The 25,904-nt window shown below is 62.6% G+C and carries 27 protein-coding genes; 6 read left to right on the top strand and 21 right to left on the bottom strand.

The window, feature by feature from the left end:
* Nucleotides 1-24: 24 nt before the first annotated feature.
* Nucleotides 25-918, bottom strand: a complete 894-nt coding sequence (locus QWY79_RS02565) for a DMT family transporter (RefSeq protein WP_290269597.1) — start codon at nucleotides 916-918, stop codon at nucleotides 25-27.
* 110 nt (nucleotides 919-1,028) lie between these two features.
* Nucleotides 1,029-1,298, bottom strand: a complete 270-nt coding sequence (locus tag QWY79_RS02560; RefSeq protein WP_290269596.1) for an Rdx family protein — start codon at nucleotides 1,296-1,298, stop codon at nucleotides 1,029-1,031.
* 235 nt (nucleotides 1,299-1,533) lie between these two features.
* Here QWY79_RS02560 and QWY79_RS02555 point away from each other — a divergent pair, with 235 nt between their 5' ends.
* Nucleotides 1,534-1,737, top strand: coding sequence for a PA3496 family putative envelope integrity protein (locus QWY79_RS02555; protein WP_141317226.1), 204 nt, complete (start codon nucleotides 1,534-1,536; stop codon nucleotides 1,735-1,737).
* A 154-nt stretch (nucleotides 1,738-1,891) separates the two neighbouring features.
* Nucleotides 1,892-3,553, top strand: coding sequence for an energy-dependent translational throttle protein EttA (ettA, locus tag QWY79_RS02550; RefSeq protein ID WP_290269593.1), 1,662 nt, complete (start codon nucleotides 1,892-1,894; stop codon nucleotides 3,551-3,553).
* A gap of 148 nt (nucleotides 3,554-3,701) precedes the next feature.
* Here ettA and lpxL read toward each other — a convergent pair whose 3' ends face one another.
* The 11 genes from lpxL to ftsB all read right to left on the bottom strand — a co-directional run bounded on the left by lpxL (nucleotide 3,702) and on the right by ftsB (nucleotide 13,192).
* Nucleotides 3,702-4,616: an LpxL/LpxP family Kdo(2)-lipid IV(A) lauroyl/palmitoleoyl acyltransferase gene (gene lpxL / locus QWY79_RS02545; protein ID WP_290269591.1), complete on the bottom strand. Its 915-nt coding sequence runs from the start codon at nucleotides 4,614-4,616 to the stop codon at nucleotides 3,702-3,704.
* Entirely contained in the window at nucleotides 4,609-5,736 is a 1,128-nt protein-coding gene (gene alr / locus QWY79_RS02540) for an alanine racemase (protein WP_290269589.1), read from the bottom strand. The genes lpxL and alr overlap by 8 nt, the downstream gene beginning before the upstream one ends.
* A 143-nt stretch (nucleotides 5,737-5,879) precedes the next feature.
* Nucleotides 5,880-6,872: an RNA polymerase sigma factor RpoS gene (gene rpoS, locus QWY79_RS02535; RefSeq protein WP_290269588.1), complete on the bottom strand. Its 993-nt coding sequence runs from the start codon at nucleotides 6,870-6,872 to the stop codon at nucleotides 5,880-5,882.
* 122 nt (nucleotides 6,873-6,994) lie between these two features.
* Nucleotides 6,995-8,194 (bottom strand): peptidoglycan DD-metalloendopeptidase family protein, encoded by a 1,200-nt coding sequence (locus tag QWY79_RS02530; RefSeq protein WP_290269586.1) that lies wholly within the window; start codon nucleotides 8,192-8,194, stop codon nucleotides 6,995-6,997.
* Nucleotides 8,187-9,173 (bottom strand): DUF368 domain-containing protein, encoded by a 987-nt coding sequence (locus tag QWY79_RS02525; protein WP_290269583.1) that lies wholly within the window; start codon nucleotides 9,171-9,173, stop codon nucleotides 8,187-8,189. Before QWY79_RS02525 ends, QWY79_RS02530 begins: the two co-directional genes overlap by 8 nt.
* Entirely contained in the window at nucleotides 9,170-9,850 is a 681-nt protein-coding gene (locus QWY79_RS02520; RefSeq protein WP_290269581.1) for a protein-L-isoaspartate(D-aspartate) O-methyltransferase, read from the bottom strand. Before QWY79_RS02520 ends, QWY79_RS02525 begins: the two co-directional genes overlap by 4 nt.
* Nucleotides 9,837-10,583 carry a 5'/3'-nucleotidase SurE gene (gene surE / locus QWY79_RS02515; RefSeq protein ID WP_290269579.1) on the bottom strand — a complete coding sequence of 249 codons (747 nt, stop codon included), beginning with the start codon at nucleotides 10,581-10,583 and terminating at the stop codon, nucleotides 9,837-9,839. The genes QWY79_RS02520 and surE overlap by 14 nt, the downstream gene beginning before the upstream one ends.
* Nucleotides 10,558-11,685, bottom strand: a complete 1,128-nt coding sequence (truD, locus tag QWY79_RS02510; RefSeq protein WP_290269577.1) for a tRNA pseudouridine(13) synthase TruD — start codon at nucleotides 11,683-11,685, stop codon at nucleotides 10,558-10,560. The genes surE and truD overlap by 26 nt, the downstream gene beginning before the upstream one ends.
* On the bottom strand, nucleotides 11,678-12,160 hold the full coding sequence (gene ispF, locus QWY79_RS02505; RefSeq protein ID WP_290269681.1) for a 2-C-methyl-D-erythritol 2,4-cyclodiphosphate synthase: 483 nt from the start codon (nucleotides 12,158-12,160) through the stop codon (nucleotides 11,678-11,680). Before ispF ends, truD begins: the two co-directional genes overlap by 8 nt.
* Before the next feature lie 7 nt (nucleotides 12,161-12,167).
* Complete coding sequence (gene ispD, locus QWY79_RS02500; protein WP_435389751.1) at nucleotides 12,168-12,848, bottom strand: 2-C-methyl-D-erythritol 4-phosphate cytidylyltransferase; 681 nt, start codon at nucleotides 12,846-12,848, stop codon at nucleotides 12,168-12,170.
* Between the two features lie 47 nt (nucleotides 12,849-12,895).
* Nucleotides 12,896-13,192: a cell division protein FtsB gene (gene ftsB / locus QWY79_RS02495; RefSeq protein ID WP_290269573.1), complete on the bottom strand. Its 297-nt coding sequence runs from the start codon at nucleotides 13,190-13,192 to the stop codon at nucleotides 12,896-12,898.
* Between the two features lie 181 nt (nucleotides 13,193-13,373).
* Between ftsB and QWY79_RS02490 the strand changes: the two genes are divergently transcribed.
* Nucleotides 13,374-13,715, top strand: a complete 342-nt coding sequence (locus QWY79_RS02490) for a hypothetical protein (protein WP_290269571.1) — start codon at nucleotides 13,374-13,376, stop codon at nucleotides 13,713-13,715.
* Between the two features lie 147 nt (nucleotides 13,716-13,862).
* Here QWY79_RS02490 and QWY79_RS02485 read toward each other — a convergent pair whose 3' ends face one another.
* From QWY79_RS02485 to QWY79_RS02450, 8 genes are all read right to left on the bottom strand, one after another.
* Entirely contained in the window at nucleotides 13,863-14,603 is a 741-nt protein-coding gene (locus tag QWY79_RS02485) for a hypothetical protein (RefSeq protein ID WP_290269569.1), read from the bottom strand.
* 84 nt (nucleotides 14,604-14,687) lie between these two features.
* Complete coding sequence (locus QWY79_RS02480) at nucleotides 14,688-15,224, bottom strand: hypothetical protein (RefSeq protein WP_290269567.1); 537 nt, start codon at nucleotides 15,222-15,224, stop codon at nucleotides 14,688-14,690.
* A gap of 315 nt (nucleotides 15,225-15,539) precedes the next feature.
* On the bottom strand, nucleotides 15,540-16,373 hold the full coding sequence (locus QWY79_RS02475) for a CsgG/HfaB family protein (protein WP_290269565.1): 834 nt from the start codon (nucleotides 16,371-16,373) through the stop codon (nucleotides 15,540-15,542).
* A gap of 56 nt (nucleotides 16,374-16,429) precedes the next feature.
* Nucleotides 16,430-16,861 (bottom strand): curli assembly protein CsgF, encoded by a 432-nt coding sequence (locus tag QWY79_RS02470; RefSeq protein WP_290269563.1) that lies wholly within the window; start codon nucleotides 16,859-16,861, stop codon nucleotides 16,430-16,432.
* Between the two features lies 1 nt (nucleotide 16,862).
* Nucleotides 16,863-17,372: a CsgE family curli-type amyloid fiber assembly protein gene (locus QWY79_RS02465; protein WP_290269561.1), complete on the bottom strand. Its 510-nt coding sequence runs from the start codon at nucleotides 17,370-17,372 to the stop codon at nucleotides 16,863-16,865.
* A gap of 10 nt (nucleotides 17,373-17,382) precedes the next feature.
* Complete coding sequence (locus QWY79_RS02460) at nucleotides 17,383-18,090, bottom strand: LuxR C-terminal-related transcriptional regulator (protein ID WP_141317208.1); 708 nt, start codon at nucleotides 18,088-18,090, stop codon at nucleotides 17,383-17,385.
* Nucleotides 18,091-18,915: 825 nt separating this feature from the next.
* Nucleotides 18,916-20,316, bottom strand: a complete 1,401-nt coding sequence (locus tag QWY79_RS02455; RefSeq protein WP_290269558.1) for a sigma-54 dependent transcriptional regulator — start codon at nucleotides 20,314-20,316, stop codon at nucleotides 18,916-18,918.
* A 223-nt stretch (nucleotides 20,317-20,539) separates the two neighbouring features.
* A complete protein-coding gene (locus tag QWY79_RS02450) occupies nucleotides 20,540-21,682 on the bottom strand; it encodes a GNAT family N-acetyltransferase (protein WP_290269556.1) in 1,143 nt (380 codons plus the stop codon).
* 300 nt (nucleotides 21,683-21,982) lie between these two features.
* Here QWY79_RS02450 and edd point away from each other — a divergent pair, with 300 nt between their 5' ends.
* From edd to QWY79_RS02435, 3 genes are all read left to right on the top strand, one after another.
* Complete coding sequence (gene edd / locus QWY79_RS02445; RefSeq protein ID WP_290269554.1) at nucleotides 21,983-23,869, top strand: phosphogluconate dehydratase; 1,887 nt, start codon at nucleotides 21,983-21,985, stop codon at nucleotides 23,867-23,869.
* Nucleotides 23,870-23,958: 89 nt separating this feature from the next.
* Nucleotides 23,959-24,927 (top strand): glucokinase, encoded by a 969-nt coding sequence (gene glk / locus QWY79_RS02440; RefSeq protein WP_290269552.1) that lies wholly within the window; start codon nucleotides 23,959-23,961, stop codon nucleotides 24,925-24,927.
* Nucleotides 24,928-24,943: 16 nt separating this feature from the next.
* Entirely contained in the window at nucleotides 24,944-25,903 is a 960-nt protein-coding gene (locus QWY79_RS02435; RefSeq protein WP_290269550.1) for a D-hexose-6-phosphate mutarotase, read from the top strand.
* The last annotated feature ends 1 nt before the right edge of the window (nucleotide 25,904 follow it).

Genomic DNA, 25,904 nt, shown 5'->3' with positions numbered 1-25,904 from the left:
GCTGCGCTTCACGCCCCCTTTGCTTCACTGCTGGGCGCTGGCCGCGGCCGGCGCCTTCTGTCGCTGCTGCAGCCCCAGCCCGCCAAGGATCAGCACCAGCCCCACCAGGGTCGAGGGCAGGATGGGCTCACCGACGATGAAGAACAGCAGCAACAGCGAAATCGGCGGCGACAGAAAGATCAGGTTGGAGATCCGGGCGGTGCGCGACACCGTGTGCATGGCCAGTTGCCAGAACACGAAGGCGATCCCCATCTCGAAGAGTCCCACATAGACCCCGGCGGCCAGCCCGGTCATGCCCACCCACTCCATGTCGGGGCCGAGCAGGAGCAGCAGGAACAGTACCGGCACGCCGACACTGAAGTTCTGCCACTGGGCCACCAGCGGTGGTCGATGATCGCGGGTGTTGAGCAGCCAGTACAGGGCCCAGATCAGGGTCGAGACAAGCGCCAGGCCAACGCCCAGCGGGTCGGCGAAATTCACGTCGATCACCTGACCGCGGGTGGCGATCACCCAGACGCCGGCATAGGCGATCAGACCGGCCAGCACATCCATGCGCGTCAGGCGCTGGCCGAGAATCGGCACGGCGAGAAACGCCATGGTCAGGGCCCAGGTGTAGTTGAGCGCCATGGCCTCCTGGCCGGGCAGGCGATCATAGGCGGCGAACAGCACCAGATAGTAGGCCACCGGATTCATCAAGCCTGCCCAGGCAGCGGTACGCCAGCCACTGCGCAGGGCCAGACGCCCTTCGCCGCGATACAGCACCAGTGCACCGATCAGCGCCCAGGAAACCACGGAAGCAATGCACATCAGCATCAAGGGCGACATCTGGTCCAGCGCCACCTTGAAGGCCGTGGCCACCGTCGACCAAAGCCCCACTGCTCCCAGGCCGTAGCCTATCGCGCGACGATCCCCTGTCATGACATTTCCCCGCTATATCTGTAAAAAACGCCCCGAACGCTTGTCGCGACCTCACACTTCACGCCTCACACCTAACACCTCGAAGCTCGAAGCTCGAAGCTCGCCCTCCATTATCGATCGACGTGCCCCAGGTCGCGCTCCGGGTCCAGCCGATCGCGGACCTTCTGTTTCAGCACCTTGCTGTCCGGAAAGCCACCATCGCGCTTGCGCTCCCAGAGGCTCTCGTCATCGAGAAAGATCTCGAAATGCCCGCCATGGGAGGGTGCCAGCGCCACTTCCTCCAGCGCCTCGCCGAAGGTGGAAAGCAGCTCCTGCGCATACCAGGCGCTGCGCAGCAACCACTGGCACTGGGTGCAGTACTGAATTCGAACAAGTGACATCAAGCCCCCGAATCTCAACCGAAAGGAGTCCCCATACTACTGTCTAACCGGGGCCCCGGCCTAGTGAACCGGCTGCGCCGCTATCGGCTGTTCGCGTGTCAGGGCTTGCACTCAGGGCGATCTCGTCTTATATAGCCGGCAGGTGCCCTTGCCTTGCGCCGCCCTGCGGCACTGGCGAGGAAACGCTGGCAACCGCCGCTCCCGAGGAAAGCGGCCGGCCATGGGAGGAAATCGCATGCGCCCCGACACGCTGGACGATGAAGATTACGATGCAGCAGCCCCCGAGGACGACACGGATGCCGACGCCACTCCGGAGCGTCCCGCCAGCCGTGCGGACCGGCTGCGGGCCCGCCGGCGCCTGGAGGACCTGCTGGAAGAGCGCCGCCTGCAACGCGACATCGAGGATGACTGGGACTTCGACCTTGACGAGGAAGAATAAGGCCAGGCAACGCCCCTGCCGACACGCCGGGCCGCCTTCAGGCCGCGGCCCCGAGCCTGCATTGTCGGTCACTCTCTAGCCTTTCCGGGCTGCGACCACTATCATCAGAGCCATCAAGGCTCCAACCCCGAACCTCCAACCCTAGTGAGATTCCATGGCGCAATACGTTTACACCATGAACCGGGTGGGCAAGGTCGTGCCCCCCAAGAAACAGATCCTCAAGGATATTTCCCTGTCCTTCTTCCCCGGCGCCAAGATCGGCGTGCTGGGCCTGAACGGCGCCGGCAAGTCGAGCCTGCTGCGCATCATGGCCGGTGTCGACACCGAGTTCGAAGGTGAAGCGCGGCCGATGCCGAACATGAAGGTCGGCTATCTGCCGCAGGAGCCCGAGCTCGACGACGACAAGAACGTGCGCGAGACGGTCGAGGAAGCCCTGAGTGCCATCCAGGAGGCTCAGGAGCAACTCGACGCCGTCTACACGGCTTATGCCGATCCCGATGCCGACTTCGATGCCCTGGCCACCGAGCAGGCCCGCCTGGAGGACATCATCGAAGCCGCCGACGCCCACAACCTGGAGCGCAAGCTGGAAGTCGCCGCCGAGGCCCTGCGCCTGCCGGCCTGGGATGCGCGTGTCGGCAACCTCTCCGGTGGCGAGCGTCGCCGCGTGGCACTCTGCCGTCTGCTGCTGTCCAGCCCGGACATGCTGCTGCTGGATGAGCCGACCAACCACCTGGACGCCGAATCGGTGGCCTGGCTGGAACGCTATCTGCATGATTACAGCGGCACCGTGGTGGCCATCACCCACGACCGCTACTTCCTCGACAACGTGGCCGGCTGGATTCTCGAACTGGACCGCGGCGAAGGCATTCCCTTCGAGGGCAACTACTCCCAGTGGCTCGAAGCGAAGGAGAAGCGTCTCCAGCAGGAAGCCAAGCAGGAAGCCTCCCGCCAGAAGGCCATCAAGCAGGAGCTCGAGTGGGTTCGCTCCAATGCCAAGGGTCGTCAGGCCAAGAACAAGGCTCGCCTCGACCGCTTCGAGGAACTGCAGTCCGGCGAAGTACAGAAGCGCAACGAGACCAACGAGATCTACATTCCGCCCGGTCCGCGACTCGGCGACAAGGTCATCGAGTTTCACGGCGTGGCCAAGTCGTTCGATGACAAGCTGCTGTATGACGATCTCGAATTCGCCATTCCGCCCGGCGCCATCGTCGGCCTGGTCGGCGGCAACGGCGCCGGCAAGTCGACCCTGTTCAAGCTGATCGAGGGCAAGGAAACCCCGGATGCCGGCGAAGTGGTCAAGGGCGATACCGTCGATGTAGCCTACGTCGAACAGCTGCGCGATGACCTGGACAACAAGCAGACCGTCTGGGAAGCGGTGTCCGACGGCCAGGACATGCTCAACATCAATGGCTACGAAGTGTCGTCGCGGGCCTATGTGGGTCGCTTCAACTTCAAGGGCAACGACCAGCAGAAGCGCCTCTCGGACCTCTCCGGGGGTGAACGCGGCCGTCTGCAGCTCGCCCAGACCCTCAAGCAGGGCGCCAACGTGCTGTTGCTCGACGAACCCTCCAACGACCTGGACATCGAGACCCTGCGCGCCCTGGAAGAAGCCCTGCTGGCCTTCCCCGGCTGCGCCATGGTGATCTCCCACGACCGCTGGTTCCTCGACCGCATCGCCACCCACATCCTGGCCTTCGAGGGCGACTCCCACGTCGAGTTCTTCGAAGGCAACTACACGGAATACGAGGCGGATCACAGGAAGCGTGTCGGCGATGACACACCGCACCGGATGAAGTACAAGCGGATCGATGCCTGACCGGCTTCGCCGGAGCTGAAAGCCTGAAGCTGGAAGCTTGAAGAAAACCTCACGACCGACAAGTCCGTGGGGTTTTTTACTTTCAGCTTCCAGGCGCGAAGCGCCGCTCTTCCAGCTTCGAGCTCCCCGCCTGTATTGACGCGACGCGTCAATACAGGCGGGGCTCGCCCTCGGGTCGTGTCTTGAAGCGTCGGTGCAGCCACAGGTACTGCTCCGGGTGGCGGCGGATGGCGGCTTCGATCACGGCATTGATACGTGCGGCGTCGGCTTGTTCATCGCCGCTGGGGAAGTCCTCCAGCGGCGGCAGGTATTCCATCCGATAGGTGGTGTCATCGGTGTCACGATGAAAGATCAGGGGAATCACCGGCGCTCCCGTCATCCGGGCGATCTTGGCAGTCAACCTGACGGTGGCCGCCTCCACCCCGAAGAAGGGGGCGAAGACGCTGGCCTCGCGACCGAAGTCCTGATCCGGGGAATACCAGACGTTGTGCCCGGCCTTGAGGTGCCGCACGACGCCACGCAGATCGTGCCGATCAATGGTGGTGCCGAAGCTGCGATGGCGAGCGCGGGTCATGAAACGCTCGAACAGCGCATTATCGTGCGGCCGATAGACCGCGTCGGCGGGAAAGAACAGCGAGTGCAGGGCGCCGCCGAGGTCCAGCGTCGAGAAGTGGATGCCGATGATCAGGGCGCCCTTGCCTTGCGCCTGGAGCCGCGCCATGTGCTCCTGTCCGTCGAAGACCACACGATGCCGCAGGTGCTCGGGATCCCGGCACCAGCCGGTGGCGGTCTCCAGAATGCCCATGCCGTTGGCCAGGAAGGTATCCTTGACCAGCTTGCGCTGCTGCGCCGCCTCCAGCTCGGGGAAGCAGAGCCGGATATTGGTCTCGGTAATGTGCCGACGACGCTTGGCAAAACGCCAGGCCAGCAGGCCGATGCCCTTGCCGACCGCCATTTTGACGCGCCAGGGCAGCCAGGCGCCGACATACATGGCACCGATGGCCAGCCAGACCGACCAGTAGCGCGGGTGCAGAAAGCGGGTGTCGGAAGCGTTTTCAGTCATGGGGCTCTCGCACTCGGGTTCGAGCGTCATGATAGCGTCTGGGCACTCTGGGCAGCACCCCGGTCAGCAGGGTATAGCTGATGGTATCGCAATAGCGCGCCACCTCATCGACGGGGAGTACTGCGCCGTTCGCGGCGCGCCCCCAGAGCGTCACCCGGCTGCCGATATCGGCCTCGGGCAGATCGGTGATATCGACTGTCAGCATGTCCATGGACACCTTGCCAGCCAGCTCGGCTCGCTGCCCCTCGACCAGCACCGGCGTGCCGTCCCGGGCATGGCGGTCATAACCATCGCCGTAGCCGCAGGCCACCACGGCGATGCGCGACGCGCGCTGCGCCTGCCAGCGGCCGCCATAGCCGACCCGTTCCCCCGCTGCCAGGTGGCGCACGGCGATGATTTCCGAGCTCAGGGTCATCACCGGCTGCAGGCGTTGACTGACCGCATTGGCCACTTCCAGTGGATCACTGCCGTACAGCATCACCCCCGGGCGATTCCAGTCGCCATGCGCCCGGGGATGCGACAGCGTCGCCGGTGAATTGGCCAGGCAGGTCGGCGCTTCGAGCTCGGCGGCCAGGGTCTCCAGGGTGCCCATCTGCTGCTGGAAGTACGCCGTATCAGCCTGATCGGCAGTAGCGAAATGGCTGACCAGGTGCAGGTCGCATACCCGTGCGCAAGCGCCGGCCAGACGCTCCCAGAGCGCCGGCACCCGCTGCGGCGTAAAGCCGAGTCGGTGCATGCCGGAGTCGACCTTGAGCCAGACGGGGATGGGGCGTGACGGTCGAAAGGCCAGCAGCGCCTCGACCTGCCAGTCACTGTGTACCACCGTCCACAGCCCCAGCGCATCGATGCGCGCCAGCTCATCCGCCGCGAAGAAACCTTCGAGCAGAACGATCGGTGCCGTGATCCCGGCCTCGCGCAGGGCCTCGGCCTCCTCGATGCAGGCCACCGCCAGGGCCGGTGCCAGCCCCTCGAGGGCGCGGGCGCTGGCCACCAGGCCGTGGCCATAGGCATCCGCCTTGAGCACCGCCAGCGAGCGGCTCTGCGGCGCGAGATCACGCGCCAGGCAGTAGTTGTGGCGCAGGGCCTCGAGGTCAATGTCGGCTCTCAGGGGGCGGGCCATCGCAATCTTCCTGCTGGCGGGTAACACATGAAGAAAGCCAGGCTGATGCGCTGGCTTTGCGGCTGAACGAAGGTTGTCAGGGCCCGCTGGAGATCGCTCGGGCCGGGCCATGGTGGCGAGCCTTTCACGCCACCGCACGACGCCTATTCGAAGATGGCATCCAGGTCCAGGCCCTGCTTGTCGAGCAGGCGGCGCAGTTTCTTCAACGCCTCGACCTGGATCTGGCGCACCCTTTCACGCGTCAGGCCGATCTCGTCGCCAACCTGCTCCAGGGTCGAGGCCTCGTGACCGCGCAGGCCGAAACGCCGCACCACGACCTCGCACTGCTTGTCGGTCAGCTCGGCCAGCCAGTCGTCGACATGCTGCTTGACGTCCCCGTCCACCAGCGAGGATTCGGGTCCCAGGTCGTTCTCGTCGGTGATCGTCTCGATGAGCGGCTTGTCACTCTCGCTGCCCACCGGGTAATCCACCGAGGATACCCGCTCGTTGAGCCCCATCATCTTCTTGACGCTGGCCACCGGCTTGTCGAGGTGGTCGGCGATTTCCTCGGCGGTCGCCTCGTGGTCGAGTTTCTGGGTCAACTCGCGGGCGGCCCGCAGGTAGATGTTGAGCTCCTTGACCACGTGAATGGGCAGACGAATGGTACGCGTCTGGTTCATCAGGGCGCGTTCGATGGTCTGACGGATCCACCAGGTCGCATAGGTGGAAAAGCGGAACCCGCGCTCGGGGTCGAACTTCTCCACGGCCCGGATCAGGCCGAGGTTGCCCTCCTCGATCAGATCGAGCAGCGTCAAACCCCGGTTGAGATAGCGGCGGGCGATCTTGACCACCAGGCGCAGGTTCGACTCGATCATCCGAGAACGCCCCTGAGGGTCGCCCTGGCGCGCCAGGCGCCCGTAGTGGACCTCTTCCTCGGGCGTCAACAAGGGCGAGAAGCCGATCTCGTTGAGATAGATCTGGGTGGCGTCGAGGCTGTGATTCTGGTGACGATCCTCGCGACTCAAGGCCTTTTCGAAGGCCTCGTCACTGTCATCCACCGCACCGACTTCGAGTTCGACGGTTTCTACCGACTCATCATCCGCCTCGGCGGCCGACTCCAGATTCACATCCTGAAGGTCCCGTTCAAGCATGCTCATCGATTGCTACCCCATGGTTGCGACTCGGCATTGTGCATGTCACTACTCCACCCTCAATGCCCGAGATTATTGTTGTATGACGCCCGGATGGCGAAGTGCAATCACGACATTGGGCGCATCATTCAACGCGCGGGAAGATACTCCAGGGGATCCTGCGGCTGACCGTCCTTGCGCACCTCGAAATGCAGCCGGACATCCTGGGCATCGCTGTCCCCCATGCTGGCGATCACCTCGCCTGCCCGCACCACATCGTTTTCCTTCACGCTCAGGGAGTCGTTGTGGGCATAGGCACTCAGGAACTGGTCATTGTGCTTGAGGAGAATCAGGTTGCCGTAACCACGCACGCCACTGCCCGCGTAAACCACGATACCCGGCGCGGCTGCCTTGACAGGCTGCCCCTTCTGACCACTGATATCAATGCCGGCGGTGATGCTGTCACCCTCGCCGTAATTGCCGACGACACTGCCGCTGGTCGGCCATTGCCAGGGCACCGGATCGACCGGTGTATACTGCCGGTCCGACCTGTCCTGACCGCCCGACGCATCGGTCGCGGCCTGGCTGGACGACTCGGAAGCGCTCTCTTCAGCGTCATTCTGAGCCACCCGGGCATCCTCGTCGTCGCCGGACTGTCCGGCATCCTGCTCGGCGTCCTGCGTTGATTCGCTCGAGGCATCACGCTGCTCGGCATCAGATTCGGTGGCGCCCTCGGATTCGGTGTCGTCTGCCTCGCTGGTGGCCGTCTCGTCGTCCGAATCGCTGGCAGCCGAATCTTGCGTGTCGTCCGAGTCCGAGCTGTCGTCTGCGTAGACCGGACCGGGCGCATTCTCGCTGTCGCCCGACGTGCCGGAATCATTGCCGGCATCGGCGGGCAGCAGCCAGTCCAGGGATCCGTCATCCCCGGCCGTGCCGCTGTTACCGGTGCCACCATCAGCAGCGCTGCCCGAGACACCGCCCGCTACCGCAACGCCGGTGGCCACGGCGCCGCTGTCACCCGACTCGGCATTGCCCGTCTCGGCGGCACCCGACGCCGTCGTGGTATCACTCGCGTCAGCACCCTGGGCGTTCAGCACCAGACGCTGTCCCGGCTGGATCTCATAGGGCGGGCCAATATCATTGATCTCGGCCAGGTCGCGATAGTCCATGTCGTGCCGCCAGGCGATACCGTAGAGGGTATCCCCGGACTTCACGGTGTATTCAGCGGGCGTCGATGCCGCTCGCTCGGTCGACAGCTCATCGACGCGTACCGGCGCCTTCTCGTTCTGCGAGGCGGCGCAACCCGCCAACAGCAGTGCGAGCCCCGGGATCAGCAACCCCTTATGCATTGGAACCATCCTCCTTGTTCTTGACTACGCTATCACGCTCGTCCTTTACGGGTGTATGGGGGCCGGAGTTGAGGCGATCAACACTCAGCACCAGCACCGCCCCGACCAGCATCAACAGCAACACCACCGGCCACTGGGATGGCTCCCCGGTGACAACGGTATACTCTCCCGGGGTCAGGTGATGATACCCCAGCGGAATCGTCCGGCCATCCGCCCCCATGCGATAAGACGCCATCTGCTGCCACGGCCACAGTGTCGGCAACGAGCCCACGATAAAGCCCACCAGCAACTGCATGGTCGCGTCATGGCCATGCCGGAGCAACCAGGAAAGCAGACGCGAAAACACCACCAATCCCGCCAGGCAGCCCAGGCCGAAAATGGCCAGCAGCCCGGCGTCGAAATGTCTGATGCCTTCCATGACGGTGCCATACAGGCCCATGGTCAGCAGCAACAGGCTCCCCGACACGCCCGGCAGCAAGAGCGCACTGATCGCGATGAAGCCAGCTACCGCCAATACCAGCTGCGGGCTACCCAGTTGCGAGACCAGCGGCATCAGGGCAGGCAGGGCCTGAGCCAGCACCAGCCCCACCGCAAGAGGCAACAGATACCACCAGCGCCAGGTCGCAGGCCGTCGCCAGACCACCAGGGCCGAGGCTCCCACCAGGCCGAAGAAGAAACCATCCAGCAGCCTGGGCTGCGCTTCCATCAACCATACGACGAGATGCGCGACGCTCACCAGGCTCAGGCCGATACCGGCCAGCAGCGGCAGCAGGAAGCGCAGGTTGAGGTAATCCACCAAGCCCGCGCTGCCCTCGCGCTTCCAGATGCCGACCGCACCGGGGCCAAAGCGTTCAATGGTCTGGATCAATTCCTCGTAGATGCCGGTAATGAAGGCGATCGTGCCACCCGACACCCCGGGCACGGCATCCGCGGCTCCCATGCCGGCGCCCTTGCAGACCAGCCCCAGATATCGCTTCACCGAATGACTCCTTCCAGCAAGGGCACGAAATGCACCGGCTCGAGTCGTTCGCGCTCGAACTGGTTACCCTGGCGACGCACACGCACCAGCCACTGCTCCCCCCTCCTGTCGGCGACGGGAGCGATCATGATGCCGCCTTCCTCCAGCTGTGCCAGCAAGGGCATGGGGATTTCACTGGCACAGGCGGTCAAAAGGACCAGGTCGAAGGGCGCCGCTTCCGGCCAGCCATGCCCACCATCCGCCAGGCGCAGCTGCACATTGCCGGCCCCGAGCCAGTTCAGCCGTTCCCCCGCCCGCTCGTGCAGGGCATTGATGCGCTCCACCGACCAGAGCTCCGGCACCAACCGCGCCAGCACCAGCGTCTGATAACCGGAGCCGGTGCCGACTTCCAGCACCCGGGTCGGGTTCTCCTGTACCACCAGCTCGCTCATGCGCGCCACGATCCAGGGACGCGACAGCGTCTGACCATGCCCGATGGGCAGGGACGTATCCTCATAGGCCCGGTGTGACAGCGCTTCATCGAGGAAGAGGTGGCGCGGCGCCCGCGTCATCACATCCAGCACCCGGCGATCGCCAATGCCCTGTTGCGCCAGACGCTCGACCATGCGGTCCCGCGTGCGCTGCGATGTCATGCCGACCCCCTCCAGAAGGCCGGGGCGAAGGTCAGGTGAGTGCATTCAACCAGTCCTGAACGTCGTCTCGAGCCGCATGCCGGGTCAAATCCGTCTGCAGCGGCGTGATGGACACATAGCCGTCTTCCACGGCGGCAAAATCGGTATCCGGGCCATCATCGGCATTTTCGCCCACCGGAGCAATCCAGTAGCGCTTGTGCCCGCGTGGGTCGAACACCTCCTGCGGTCGTGCGGCCGGCCCACGATGCCCCATGCGCGTCACGCGAAAGCCCTTGATCTCGGACCAGGGCAGATCCGGCACATTGACGTTGAGCAGACTGCGCGGCGGCAGTGACAGTTGTTCGGCGGCGCCCACCAGACTCGCCGCGACACGACCGGCCGTGGCGAAGTGCTGGCGACCGACCAGCGACATGGCAATGGCCGTCATGCCCAGGTTGCGCCCCTCCATGGCGGCCGCCACGGTACCCGAGTACAACACATCATCCCCCAGGTTGCCGCCGTGATTGATGCCCGAGATCACCAGGTCCGGACGCTCGCCCCAGACGCCGTTGACCCCCAGATAGACGCAGTCGGCCGGTGTGCCATCCACGCTGTAGAAACCGTTTTCCAGCGCCGTCAGCGCCAGCGGCCGCGTCAACGTCAGGGAATTGCTGGCCCCGCTCTTGTCCCGATCGGGCGCTACCACGCGCAGTCGAGCATGATCCACCAGGGCATCATGCAGCGCCTTCAGGCCCGGGGCATGGACCCCATCGTCATTGGACAGCAACAGTCGATGCATGCGTAGCTCCTCCTTGGTCGCCCTGTGTCGAAGAGGGCTGGAAATTCAGGGTCGGGTGATCGATCACTTCACGCAACACCGAGGTGGCGAAGGCCCCGGGCGGCAGGCCGAATGACAGCCGGATGGCACCGTCCGCCTCGTGTTCGAGTTGCGGTGACTGGAGTCGCAGGCGCAGCGGCCGCCTGGCCAGGCGGGCACCGGCACGCTCCAGGCCCTCGCACAAGGGGCGGTTCGCAGCAAGCGGTTCGCGCTCGGCCGCTAGCGCAGCCCCTTGAGCCACTGACTCGCCCTGCCCCCAGAGGATGCCACTGGGGTGAATGTCCAGCCGGGCGGCGCGGTCGATCAAGTCGTCGCTGAGTGCTTCGACGACAAACTGGCTGCTCGTGCCATCGAGAATGGCGACCTCGCCCTCGAGCGGAGCACGCCAGGAATCCTGTGCCACCCGGGCGGCCAGCTGCATGTTGAACAGATAACTGCGCGCGGCCGAGAGCAGCATGCCCTGGGGGTCATCGCGCTTGCGCCAGCCACGCGACAGCAGATCGGCGGCCCGCAACAGGTTGCGCCCATCCTGGCCGAATCGCTGCGGCCCCACATAGTTGGGCACACCATGCCGGCATAGCCATGACCAGCGCTCGACCAGCCGCGGATCGTCGACCACCCGACCGGTCAGGCGCAGGCGGAAATGATTGCCGCGATGTACCCCACGCTTGAGCTTGCGCGGATGTCGCGCCTGAGCCAGCAGCGTCACGCTGTCTGTCGACAGGCGGTCCGCCAGGTCCGGCGGCGTGGCCCGGCCCGGCAGATGCACCGAAAACCATTGCCGGGTCACGGCGACACGATCCTTCATGCCGGCATACCCCACGGCTCGCGCGCCGACCTGGCAGATGCGGGCCAGCTCGCGTGCCACCATGGCGGTGGTCATGTCGCGTTTTTCAATCCACAGCCAGAGATGTTCCCCCTGGCCTTCCGGCGCAAAGTCCAGCCATTCCTCGACCCGAAAGTCCTCCGGCGCCTCGCGATAGCTGCCCGGCCACGGCGCGCCGTAGCAAGGGTCCAGGGCTCGTGGCCATGCCGGCGGCCAGGCAGGGCGCGACTCAACCATCCTGGCGCGCCTCCAGCAGCACCACGGCTTCGGCGGCAATCCCTTCTCCGCGGCCCGTGAAGCCGAGGCGCTCGGTGGTAGTGGCCTTGACGTTGACCCGCGCAGGCTCGATGCCCAGATCACGGGCGATGCAGGCCGCCATCCTGTCGACATGCTCGGCCATGCGCGGCGCCTGGGCGATCACCGTGGTATCGAGATTGCCTGGCAGCCAGCCCTGGTCGGCCACCAGCGCCACCACATGACGCAGTAGTTCACGGCTGTCAGCGCCCTTCCAGGCCGGATCGCTATCCGGAAAGTGCCTGCCGATATCGCCCAGGGCACAGGCACCCAGCAGCGCGTCACAGACCGCGTGCAGCAGCACATCACCGTCGGAATGGGCGACGAAACCCTGATCATGGGGAATGGCCACCCCACCGATCATCAGATGATCGCCCTCTCCAAAACGGTGCACATCGAAACCATGGCCGATTCTCATCATAGGCTCAGCAGGACTCCTCGCGGGCAGCGGAATGCGGACCGTACGCCTGGGCGGCAAGGATCTGCTCCGCCAGCGCCAGGTCATCGGGATGGGTAATCTTGATATTATCGCGTCGCCCGGGTACTAGGCGCGGGGACAACCCCATGGCCTCGACCGCTGAGGCCTCATCGGTCACCCCTCTGGCCGCCCGGCGAGCGTCCACCAGGGCGTCACGCAGCAGGCCCAGGCGAAAGCCCTGAGGGGTCAAGGCATGCCACAGGCCGGCACGCTGCTCGGTTGAGGCTACCCGTCCGGCCCCGTCATCGCGTTTCATGGTATCGGCCACCGGCGCCGCCAGCAGCCCGCCAACGGCATCCGCGTCGACCGCGGCATGGAGCCGCGTCAGGTCTTCCGCCGTCACGCACGGCCGGGCCACGTCATGGACCAGGACCAGGGCCTGCTCATCGCCTTCCTCGGCAGCGATCCATTCCAGGGCATGGAGCACGGAGTCGGCCCGCTCGCCCCCGCCCGCTATCCGCTGCCAACGTGCAAAGGGCACGACGTCGGGCTCGAAGCAGCTATCCCGTGGATCCAGACACAGGCAGAGTCGAGCCTCGGGAAAGACCGAGTGCAGACGCTGCAGGGTATGCCACATCACCGTCCGTCCCGCCAGCTTCAGATACTGTTTCGGCCGATTGGCGCCCATGCGGAGACCGCTTCCGGCGGCGGGCACGATCAACCAGGGAGCCTGGCTCACGGGTTCGCCCCTGCGTTGCCGGCCTGCGGCACCCAGAAGAACTGCTCGTCGGTACGCACCATGCCGACTTCACTACGCGCACGCTCCTCGATGGCATCGAGGCCGGTCTTGAGGTCAACCACCTCGGCCGCCAGACGCTCGTTACGTGCTCGCAAGGGCGCATTTTCGGCTTCCAGCTGCTCGACACGCTGCCCTACCTCGGCGAGCTCGCTCAGACTCCCTTCACCCAGCCACAGGCGATACTGCAGCAGCGCCAGCAATGCCAGCAGCACGACGGCCAACCACTTGAGCATGCGAGAATTCCATCGACAGATTGCAATGCGTGCATTATGCCAGTTTCCTGCCCTCACCTCACCACCCGAGCCCGCCGGCGAGAGCCAATCGCCGCAAGAGCGAGGCCAGCCGACTCCTCTCGCTTCCTGGCCCACCATGGTCTTTACTCAAGGGGGAATGACACGACTTGAGGGGCACAACATGCCACGGCTTTTTCCGACGATTGCCGGCTTCCTGATGGGGATATCCACCATCTCGGGGACCCATGCACAAAACGAGATGATCACCGTCGAGGTCGATGGCGATACCCGGGTGGGCTTCAGCGCCGAATGGCGACTGACGGACAGCGACGGCCATGAGGAGGTTTCCACCTTCCAGGGTGAGGCGCCGCGCACCTTCCATTTCACGGGAACCCAGCTCGAAGCCAGCCTGCAAAAGGACGGCTCGGCGGAAACCTTGAGCGTGATGATCAAAAAAGGCGGCAATACCAACCGGCACAGCATAGGGAGAGCGGACGGCAGGCTCCACGTTCGAGTCCGTTGAAGCGAGCGCTGGAGAGAGCACGGCAAAACCGGGGCAGAGCTTTTGGCATCCGCAACCACCTGGCCACAAAAACAGGGGCCAGCCGGCTTAGCCGGCTGGCCCAAAATTCTCGTTTACACCATTTCTTCCAGGTCATGCAGCCTTCGTTCAGGGAGCCTGTACGACGTTGGCAGTGTTGTTGTGACCGTAGGAGCGTGTCTCCGCAAAGTGCTGAGACTGGCCACTTTGAGTATGTGAAGCCCAGTTTCCAGAACCGAACTGCTTGATGTAGGAGTCATGACCATAGCCGGTCTGTACTACCTGTGCATCGTTACCATAACCTGTCTGCAGGATGTCGCTATCCAGTTCGTCACCACCCTGGTAAACATCTGCCCAGTTATTGTCACCGAACTGCTTGATATAGCTATCGTTCAGATCACCATCCTGAACGACGGTCGCCGAGTTATCATCGCCGCCACCCCAGAGACCGTCCTGCTCGACATGTGAGTCATTACGATCCCCAAGCTGGTAGACATCGGCATAATTGTCCGAGCCTTCCTGCTTGATACGCGATTCGTTCTGACCCTGGCCATTGGTCGAGCCGACTTCGTCATCCTGAACGACCTTGGAGTAGTTGCTGTAACCAGCCTGGTCGATATCAGAAAATTGCTCGCCATACTGCGTCACATCTGCATCGTTGGAGACCCCATCCTGAAGGATGAACGACTCGCTGGCATTACCGGGGTTACCATTGTAACCCGCCATGCCGTCAATGGTATTCCGGGAATCCTGGAAGCTATCATGCGGATTGGTATTGCCGCCCGAATGGTCCTGGGTGGCATCAGCCAGGGCTGAACCACTCATGGCCATGGCGACGGATGCTGCGATAAGAGTCATCTGGAGTTTCATTGTCATTCCCCTGTTACGCGTTGTGGTACGTTGCCTTGCCTTGAAACCGCTGACTCCGACATTGGTTGTGGGTTGTCGGTTGTTTCAGCGCGTCACGATTGTGGCCGTTGCGCCCACCCCGGACCGCGAAATCTGGTCCACGGTGATGGCTCGGTAGCCACTCCCCGACTGTGAAACCTGAACCTGGCCGTTGATGCCTGCCTGATTGATGGCTGCCTCGAATTCACGTCCACCCTGCTCCAGAGTGGCATCGAGGTGATTTCCCTTTTGGCTGACCAGGCCGATATTGAATGCGCCTTGCTGGGTGACCGACGCTTGATTCCCGTATCCGCTTTGGTAGACAGACGCCAGATTGGGGCCCGTTCCCTGCTGATCGATTAGCGCCGTATTGTCATTCCCCAGTTGGTCGATGAAGGCGATATTGCGATCAGGGAGGGTAAAAAAACCATCCCTCTGGTGCTGCTGAACGATCCTTCCAATCTCTGTATCGGCATGCCGCCCCCCGGCCATATCGGGATTCGCCTGCGCAATAACAGCGGAAGAGAAAAGCAGGGAAGCCAATATCAACCTTGATGAAAAACCGTTTTTACCCTGAAACCTGAATTCTTTATCAAGAGCCATGTCGACCACTCCCCAAAAAACTTGCCAACCTCAGAAAAACCTTTATAAAGCCAAATAACGTGAATAGGAGTATGGCAATAAATATCGGCACATCCATAATGATTTACTCTTATTTTCAAGTGCCATTTTTTTAATACCCTGACGACCAAAAACCAAATAACACCCAAGAAACTCAGATACAAAACAAAAAAAGGGAGCCGCTCTAAGAGCGGCTCCCTTTAAATCTACCAGAAAGCTAATAAACAAAACCTAAATCTCATGGACACAGTTTTCTGTGGCCGTATCTACCCATAATTCGTCACGACTTACCGGGAATCACAGCATTGGAACTTCTTCCTGTAGATAATCGGACAAGAGGGTTTCATCGATATTGGTACCTTCTTCCAGGTTCCATAGGTTATCACGCACACCACGCGCAATCAGATGAATGACCGCCGCTTCGATGGCCGACATGACCGCCATTTGCACCGGTTCATTGGTGGTGACTCCTGCCTCGGCTTCAAGCAGCCGACGGAAGTCGATAAAACGGTAGACACCCGCTCGTACTTCCTTGGAATATATCGTCTTGGTGGTCGTCACATTGGACAGGACCTCCCCCGTCGATATTTCCACCGCACGCAGGTTGACCGTCACCTGATCCACCTGATACTGGCCGGACGCTCCGATGCCAAAGTACTCGGCACCTGCTCCACCGGTCTTGACATTGGACTCATAGGCAATGATGCCGCCTTCCAGGAGCACCGAGGCCGATCGCAATGCGCCCAGGTTGTCGGGGCGATTGAAGCGTTCGAGTTCGGCACGAATGATGCGACGTTCGGTCAAGAGATTCTGCAATCCGACGCGCTCGAGTGGCGTGAACCAGCCGGAATCCACCAGGGCCCCGGTCAGCATGGCAGCTGCCCCCTGGGTCACCGAGGTAGAAAAGGTACTGGCCGGCGCCGGTCGGTACTGGCCTGTCTGGTCACGGAAGTCGTACACCGCCGCCAGCACCTTGCCCGATGGACGCGGCAGGGACGTCAGGTCCTGCCAGGTAGCGCTCCGGGGCGTCAATGTGGCGGACTGCCCTTCCAGCCCCTCGACATCAGCCACCATGGCGGCACAGCCACTCAGCCCTGCCGCCATGGCCACCGCGATAATCACCTTGTACATGTTGTTATCTCCCTTGCCCCTGCTTGCGAATTTGCATGGCGTGGCGTAACGGCACACTAGAAGCCCCCTACCCCCAGCCCTCCGACATTGATGGTGGTCACATCCCCGGTCACGCGATCGGTGACGTCGATGGTCAGTTGCCCCCCGTCATCACGTACCACCACGCCGAAATCATTGCTGTTGAATGAGCCCTCATTGAGCTCACCGGCACTCACGTCCGAGATCAATTGGGAAATCAACCGACTTTCAAGGCTCTGTACCAGTCGCTCTGTCGGCGATGTCGGCTCGAAACTGCGCTCATCGGGATTGGGATTGGTATCCTGTGCCTGCGCCTTGTTGAGCAGATAGTTGCCAACAAAAGGGTCCCCACCGAAGGAGGGATTGAGAGGTTCGTAGACCAGCTCTCCAGCCTGGGCCGCCAGTCCCCCACTGCCCAGGAAAGCGGCCACCGCCCAGGCGGCTGTACGGCATCGAATCTTGTTGTGCATGTCAAAACTCCTTGTCTGCCAGGTCACGACTCGGCTGCAGCGCCTCGGAGAGGCGTGCACGAAGCAACCTCTCCTCCACGGCAGCTACGGCCTTCTGCGCATTGCGATCAGCTTCACTGATCCGGGGAGATAGCTGTGTTCGAAAGTGGACAGTATTCCCCTCGGTGATCCAGATCTGACTGCCGGAGCGCGGATCAGGGCGCTCATGAAGGGTCAGCACCACGCCATTGAGCAGTTCGGACTGTCTGCCAGCTTGAGCAAAGCTGCGATAAAAAGTCCGGCCAGCCATGGTCATGGTGCGGTCGACGATGACTCCCGAAAGTTCCGGAGTATCGAGATTGAACTGTTCATCCAGTGCCTCCTGGGCATTCTCATCATTGATCGTCACTTCCGGCATCTGCTGACCGCCATCGAGGGAGGCAGCGTCACCCCCCTCCTGTGCCATGCCTGGCAGGGGCCAGCTCAGCAGCAGAAGCAATGCACAGCCTGGTGTCGTGAGTTGCATATGCATGGCAACGACCTCAAGTAACGCATGAGTTGTTTGACGAATGTGTGAAGGAAGTCACCGGCAAACCGAGTTGATCACGGGCCCAACCCACGGCCTGAGTGCGGTTGCGGACACCGATCTTCTTGAAGATGTTGTAGATGTGCGACTTGACGGTGTGTTGGCTCAGGAACAAGCGTTCAGCGATTTCCAGGTTCGAGGCACCCATCCCCACCAGCCCGAGGATCTGCCGCTCTCTGGTGGTCAGATTGCCGGTTTGACGATAGATATTCAGATGCTGACGACGCAGGTTGTCGATCACTTGCGACGTCAAGCGACGTGACGCCCAGAGTTCGCCTCCGAGCATGCACTTGATACCCTGCGCCATCAGCTCCAGGGAATCATGCTGAAAGAAGACGCCCTGCAAATAAACGGAGGAAAGCAGTTCATTGGCCTGCTCTTCGCTCTCGAGATTGAACACCGACAGCATAAGCGGTTTTCTCCCCTCACCTTCTATTGAGGCAGCATGCTCCTGACAGCGATGTAGCTGTGAAAGGCTCACGACGGACTTATCCACCATTATCAGCCCGACCGATCCACCCGAGAACACTTTTTCAAGTGTCAAATCCGGCGCAAGTATTCGGGTTACCACCCCAGTGCTTTCCTCTATATAGTTTGCCAAAAGAGTGGCCTGAGGCCCTTCATAGGTGACAAGAAAAATGCGATCATCTTGTTCAATAGACATCAAACTTCTCCAGGAAAGGTCATCGGGAATGAAGAAAACGTCATTGCTTGAAAATCCCCTAAGACCGCTCTTTTTTATAATGAACCTTCAGCCCTATCCCTCTGCACCTGGAATCTACAACCGTGAAGCTTGCTTTTTTATCTTCACGCCAACGTCCCTGTAACCCAAAATATCTGAACCAGAAGCTTCATACCGCCTCCATCGAGTCACCCCCTTGACTTGAGCTCCGGGATTTTTCGCGGTTCCCGCCACCTTCTTTGTCCGGACGTTCATCCCAAAGGATGACATGACCGGAGCGTTGTACTTCCTCGCCAGGCGCCAAGTAGTCCAACAGGTCCGCATGCCGAGATACGTCATCTACCGATGGCGAGGCACCTGCCGATATATCCCACCTGACCTGCATCCGCTTTTCAGCCAGATCTGCCGCAACGCTGGTAGTCACGGCAATTCCTGCCAGACAAACCCCTTGCCACGCTATCCGGCATGTCCTGCACAGTCTGTGGGGCATGATCGACTCCCATTTTCACCAGCGGAATAACCCCTTGCCCAATATCTATAGCAAAACGCATGCCAAAAAAATTCATCATTATTTACAGCAGGTTATGAGAAACGTATGACAAAAAGTGTTAACTCGATGAAACAGCCCAGCCTTCAGCATGACAAAGAGCACACCAGGAGCCTCAAAACCCCCTTAAAATCATAAACGTAAAAAACTGTTAAGCCATTGACACACTTCTCGGTGCTTCTTGGAAAGCACATAAAAAAACCCGCTTCGTAGAGCGGGCAGTCAAGAGGGTCGAGAGTAGTTCTGGTGCCGTGACGGTATCAGGCAGGTTCCGGCTCGGATGAGCTCTCGGCGGGCGAACGCGGGATACCATGCTTGTTCAACAGCCGATACATGGTGACGCGAGAAATATCGAGCTCTTCCGCCGCCGCATTGATGCAGTACTTGTTGCGCACCAGTGCCGAGAGTATGGCATCGCACTCGGCACGATCCCTGGATTGATCCAGGGTGCGGATGTGGCGATGAATCCTGCGGCGCTCGATTCCAAGATCATCCGGCTGTATCAGTCGCCCTTCGCACATCACCATGGCGCGGCGAATGCGGTTGATCAGTTCGCGTACGTTTCCCGGCCAGGGGTATTGGCGCATGGCCGCCATCGACTCCCGGGAAAAGCCGCGCAGGGTCGCCGGCTTTTCACCGGCAAATCGCTTGAAGAAGAAACGCGCCATGACCTCGATGTCCTCGGGATGCTCGCGCAGGGCAGGCACCACCACCTGAAGCACATTGAGCCGATGAAAGAGATCCTCGCGAAAGCGCCCTTCATCCACAGCCCTTGCCAGATCGACGTGTGTTGCCGCCAGCACCCGAACGTCCACATCAATCTCATTGAGCGAGCCGATACGCTGAATGCGCCGGGTCTCGAGAAAGCGCAGCAGGTTGACCTGCAGATCGAGAGGCAGGTCGCCGATCTCATCGAGAAAGAGGATGCCACCGTCGGCCGCTTCGATACGCCCGATCTTGCGCTGCGTCGCTCCGGTGAAAGCCCCCTTCTCGTGTCCGAAAAGCTCGGACTGAATGAGGTTGTCCGGCAAGGCACCACAGTTGATGGCCTGAAACGGGCCCGACGAACGATGGGACCGCTCATGGATCGCCTGTGCCGTCAGTTCCTTGCCGGTACCCGACTCACCGTGAATGCATACCGAGGCATCCACGGCCGCCACCTTGCGAATGGTCTTGAACAGGTCCCACATGACGGGCGTCGTGCCCACCATCTCGTATTCACTGACGTCATCCTGTGGTGCGTCGGCCCCCCTGGCGTCGTCTTCGAGGTGCTGGATATGCGCCAGCCGGGCGGCATTGCGCAGCAGAGACTGCAGGCTCTCGTGATCCACGGGGTAGGTGACGAACCCGAAGCACAGATCGAGGATCAGGTGCCGGATGTCACTGACGACAAGCGCCGACTCATCCACCACCGCGACCCAGGGCGCACGGCTGCCACTCATGGACGCCTCGAGCCTTCTCAGCTCATCCGTGGAGAGTGTGTCCAGGACGACCACCCCCAGGCCGTCGGTGGCCGAATACTGATGGCAACAGCAGGAACCGGATTCATCGAAGAGAAAGCGTCGCGATACTTGCCAGCCCTGCTGCTGCAATATCTCCAACAACTGCGTTTCATTGTCACTGCCCTTGCCCAGCAGCTTCACTCTTGCCGCCGATTCCATCAGATCCTCTCCTCTTCAACGGGAGCTCACGGAAGAAGTTTTCAGCGGCATTCCTCTTGCTCGCAATGAAGTTTCCACCGCGAAAACGACTAGCAGGCGCACATTAACCCAGCTTTAAATCAGGAATTCCTAAACAAAAAGGGCTTCATGTAACACAAAAACTAATCGCATCGAGATGACAGAATAGTGTGAAAAATTCTTTCGGGATTAAACGAAGAGTAGTTCACCTTTCTTCACTTTTAAACGGTAAGCCTTGTGTCGCGGCCTCATGATATGAGCTGACATGAGCGCCTTCCTCGCGGCAGAAACGCGCGACCGCGCTACGCAAGCGCGGATCAGCGATATGATGCAACGAGGTGAGACGGAGAGGAGCGAAGCCTCTCGCCAGCTTGTGTTCCCCCTGGGTGCCCGGGTCGAAGAGATCGAGCCCCCGGGCGAGACAGTGTTCGATGCCCTGGTAGTAGCAGGCCTCGAAGTGCAACCCATCGGCCATGACCTCACTGCCCCAGTAACGGCCATACAGCGAATTGCTCCCCTGCAGGCACAGGGCGGCCGCCACGGGCCGGTCGTGCAACCGGGCCTGTATCAGCAGGAGCGCCTCGGGCAACCGCTGCAGCAACTGCGCGAAGAAGTCATGGCTCAGGTAGCCGCGCTGCCCGCGCTCCAGGTACGTCATCTGGTAACACCGGTAGAAATGCGCCAAATCCGCCTCACCAATATCGGCCCCCTCGAGCCGATGCAGGGTCAGGCCCTGCTCGGCGATGCGACGGCGTTCGCGACGAATGGCCTTGCGCCGTTTCGAGGTCAGGCTGGCCAGGAAGCCATCGAAGTCACCGACCCCCCGGTCCCGCCATTGAAACTGCACGCCATCCCGCGCTATCAGGTCCGGGCACGCCTGCTGCCAGGCCGCGACTTCCCGCTGTTCGGCAAACAACAGGTGCCAACCCGAGGTATCCTCGCCGCAGCAGGCCTCGGACAGAAGATGCATGGCCTCGCTCGGGTCGACATCCTCGGCGAGCAGCAGCCTGGGGCCCGGGACCGGCGTGAATGGAACGGCACTGACCGACTTGGGATAATACTGCCCGCCCGCTCTTTCCCAGGCATCCGCCCAGGCCCAGTCGAACACATATTCACCGAAGGAATGATACTTGAGGTAGTGCGGGAGCGCCCCGACCAGCTCGCCGTCGCGCCACAGCGTCAGGTGTCGCGGCACCCAGCCTGTCTCGCGTGTCACGGCCCCGGTCGACTCCAGAGCGGACAGGAATTCATGGCGCAGGAAGGGATAGTCATCATCCACGAGGGCATTCCACGCCTCCGACGGTATCGCCGCCATGGCAAGCGGATCTGCAAGATGGAGTCGCGTCATGAAACCTCCGAAGGACAGCACGAGCTGGCTGACAGACAACCGTAAAAGGCCCTACATTGTGCTCAGGCATGCCCACTCTCGCCACCCCGGGCCCGCCCCATGCCGACTCGGCATGGCGGCGCTCCCGGGTGCTGAACCTTCGTCTGCACGCCGGCAGAGCAAGACGCGGCCTTACCGGCCGCCTTATCCTTTTGGGTTAAATAATTACAAAACACCCTCAAAAGGCCTATTATGGCGGCGTGACCGGCGAATTTTTTGTTAAATTTACCAAAATTCTCGATAACGCCTCCGAGGTGCCCCATGGCCCAAGCTTCCACGTCCCTCAATGCCACCGTTCAACAAGTGACCGAACGCATCCGTGAACGCTCGAGCGAACGACGTGCCCTCTACGAGCAGCGCATGGAGGACCAGCACCGCCGCGGCGTGCACCGAGCCGAGCTCTCCTGCGGCAACCTGGCCCATGGCTTCGCCGCCTGCGGCAGCGACGACAAGAACGCGCTGAAACTGATGAACAGTGCCAACCTGGGCATCATCTCCGCCTACAACGACATGCTCTCGGCGCACCAGCCTCTCGAGACCTTTCCCGAGACCATCAAGGCGGCCGCCCGCGACATGGGTTCCACCGCCCAGTTCGCCGGCGGCGTGCCGGCCATGTGTGACGGCGTGACCCAGGGGCAGCCGGGCATGGAGCTCTCGCTGTTTTCGCGTGACGTCATCGCCATGGCCTCGGCGGTCGGGCTTTCGCACAACATGTTCGATGCCGCCCTCTACCTCGGGGTCTGCGACAAGATCGTGCCCGGGCTGTTCATCGCCGCGGCCCGCTTCGGCCACCTGCCGGCCATGTTCGTGCCCGCCGGCCCCATGCCCAGCGGCCTGCCCAACAAGGAAAAGGCGCGCATTCGCCAGCTCTTTGCCGAAGGCAAGGCAAGCCGTGAAGACCTGCTGGAGGCCGAGTCCGAGTCCTACCACAGCCCGGGCACCTGCACCTTCTATGGCACCGCCAACTCCAACCAGCTGATGATGGAAATGATGGGCCTGCACCTGCCCGGCACTTCCTTCGTCAATCCGGGCACCGAGATGCGTGAGGCACTGACGCGCTATGCCACCGAGCAGGCCGTGCGCAACACCGAAGCCGGTGGCGACTACCGACCCTTCTACCGGCAGATCGACGAGCGCGCCTTCGTCAACGCCATCGTCGGCCTCCTGGCCTCGGGCGGCTCCACCAACCACACCATGCATCTGGTGGCCATGGCCGCCGCTTCCGGCATCACCCTGACCTGGGACGACTTCACCGACCTCTCGGCGGTCACCCCCAGCCTGATGAAGGTCTATCCCAACGGTCAGGCGGACATCAACCACTTCCAGGCCGCCGGCGGCATGAGCTACCTGTTCCGCGAGTTGATCAGCGCCGGACTGATTCACAGCGACATCCCCACGGTGTTCGGCACCGACATGAGCGCCTATACCCAGGAACCCTTCCTCGAGGATGGCCAGCTGATCTGGCGCGAAGGCCCACAGCAGAGCCTCGACAAGGATGTACTGCGCCCGGTCGCCGACCCCTTCCAGGCCACCGGCGGCCTGACCGTGCTGGACGGCAACCTGGGCCGCGGCGTCATCAAGGTCTCGGCCGTGGAACCGGAGCACCGCCTCATCGAGGCGCCGGCGCGCATTTTCGAGGACCAGAACGAGCTCAAGGCCGCCTTCGAGGCCGGCGATCTGGATCGTGACGTGGTCGCCGTGGTGCGCTTCCAGGGCCCCAAGGCCAACGGCATGCCCGAGCTGCACAAGCTGACGCCCTTCCTCGGCGTGCTGCAGGACCGCGGCTACAAGGTGGCACTGGTCACCGACGGCCGTATGTCGGGCGCCTCCGGCAAGGTGCCGGCCGCCATTCACATGAGCCCCGAGGCCCTGGATGGTGGCCCCCTCTCGCGGCTGCGAGATGGCGATATCGTGCGTCTCGATGCCAATGCCGGTACCCTTGACGCCCACGTCGACCCGACGACCTGGGCCGGCCGCGAGAAACACGTGGCCTCGCTGGACCACTACCATGTGGGCCTCGGCCGCGAACTGTTTTCCGGCTTCCGTCACCTGGCCATGCGTGGCGAGGAAGGCGCCGGTGTATTCGGCGGCTTCGAGGCCGACGACCTGGCACGGCAGCAGGGCCAGATCCACGACGAAGACGCCTGAACGAGTGGCTCGCCCCCGCCCCGCAGCAGCGGGCGGGGCCGGCTGCAGCGATGGCACCCCGACTCGACTCTTGACGACACGAACGCCTCATGACACGACCCGCACTTATTGGTGATATCGGCGGCACCAATGCCCGCTTCGCCCTGGTGACGCCAGGTGCCTTCGCGCCACACGACATCCAGAGCCTGCCCTGTGCCGAGTACCCGGGCATCATCGAAGCCGCCCGCGACTACCTGGAACGAGTCGGCGCAACCGGTGACCAGGCGCCTCGCGAGGCCTGCCTGGCCTTCGCCTGCCCGGTGCATGGTGAACGCGTGGTGATGACCAACAACCACTGGGCGTTCAGCCGCACCGAGGTCCGCGAAGCCCTGAACCTGGAGCTGTTCAAGGTCATCAACGACTTCATGGCCCAGGCACTGGGCGTGCCGCATGTCGCCGAGGACGAACGAGTCACGCTCCAGGCAGGCCACTGTGCTCCGCATGCCACGCGCCTGGTGATCGGCCCGGGGACCGGACTCGGCGTGGCCGGCGTATTTCCCGGCCGCCATGACTGGATCCCGCTGCCCACCGAGGGCGGGCATGTCACCTTCGCCCCCACCGACGAACGCGAGCAGAACCTGCTGCGCCATTTCCGCAATCGCTATGGCCGTATCTCGGTCGAGCGCCTGCTCTGCGGTCAGGGGCTCCTGGATCTGTACGTGGCGCACTGCTCATTGAAGGGGGCCAACCCACAACACCGCACCCCGGCCGAGGTGACCGAGGCCGCCGGCAGCGACGACCCGATCGCGCGTGATACCCTTCAGCGTTTTCTGAAGATTCTCGGCGACGTCAGCGGTGACGCGGCCCTGACCATGGGCGCACGGGGCGGGGTCTATCTGTGCGGCGGCATTCTGCCCCGCCTGCTGGACTGGCTGCCCGACAGCCGCTTTCTCGAGGCCTTCCACGACAAGGGGCGCATGCGTGACTACACCGCCTCACTGCCCGTTCAGGTAGTGACCGCCCCGTGGACGGGACTCCTGGGCGCCGCCGAAGCCCTGCACAACCCCGAGGTCGAATGACCGGCGAGGAGACCGAATGATTCCCGAAACGCTGCGCACCCTGCTGGACAATACCCAGGGACAACGCCACGCCGAGTGGGCCGGACGCGACGTCTGGCTGGCCAACGAGCCCTGGGGGGAACTCGCCGTTTCACTGCAGGGCGCCCAGGTCCTGCACTATGCTCCGGCGTCCGACCACGCGCCAGCCGAAGGCTCTTCTCCGGCGCCCGACAACGCGCCGGCCGCCGGTACGGCTGCGGCCCCCGGCGAGACGCTGGTACCGGGTGGCTGGCTGTGGGTGACACCGACGCCACAGGCGCTGCCCGGGGCCATCCGCGGCGGCATCCCGCTATGCTGGCCCTGGTTCGCCGATGAACATACCGCCGACGAGTCCCCGGACCGTTCCGGACCCATGCATGGCCCCGCGCGCAAGGCGAACTGGCGCCTGGAAGCCGTCGATGAGCATGAAGACGGCGTCGAGCTCCACCTCAGTCCGCTCGAGCGGCTGCACAGCCAGCTGGTACCGCGTGCCGTGGTCCAGGCCAATGCCCATCGGCTGCATGTCGAGCTGATCACCGAGCACCTTGGCGAGACTCCGGTGAAGATCACCGGCGCCCTGCACAGCTACCTGGCGGTGGAGGATGCCCATGCCTGCCGTGTCGAGGGCCTGGCGGGGGCCCGCTACCTCGACAAGCTCAAGGACTTCGCCGACTGCGAGCAGCAGGGCGAGCTCGGCGTGCGCGGCAGCATCGACCGCATCTACCACAGCAATGCCGAGGTCGTGCTCGACGATGAGCAACGACGGCTACGCATCGCCCGTCAAAACAGCGACTCGGTAGTGGTCTGGAACCCCGGCGAGGCGCCGCCCGAGGACACTGCCCCGGCCGATGCGCGACGCTTCCTGTGTGTCGAGTCGGCCAATACCCGCCTCGACCCGGTCTGGCTGGTCCCGGGCGCCCAGCACCTGCTGGGCACCACCCTGTCACGGGATACCTGAC

Origin of the sequence: Halomonas sabkhae (assembly GCF_030409265.1) — a bacterium.
Classification (GTDB): Bacteria; Pseudomonadota; Gammaproteobacteria; order Pseudomonadales; family Halomonadaceae; genus Halomonas; species Halomonas halmophila.
Note: the sequence above shows the minus strand (reverse complement) of the source record. Positions and strands in the feature narration are given on the sequence as shown.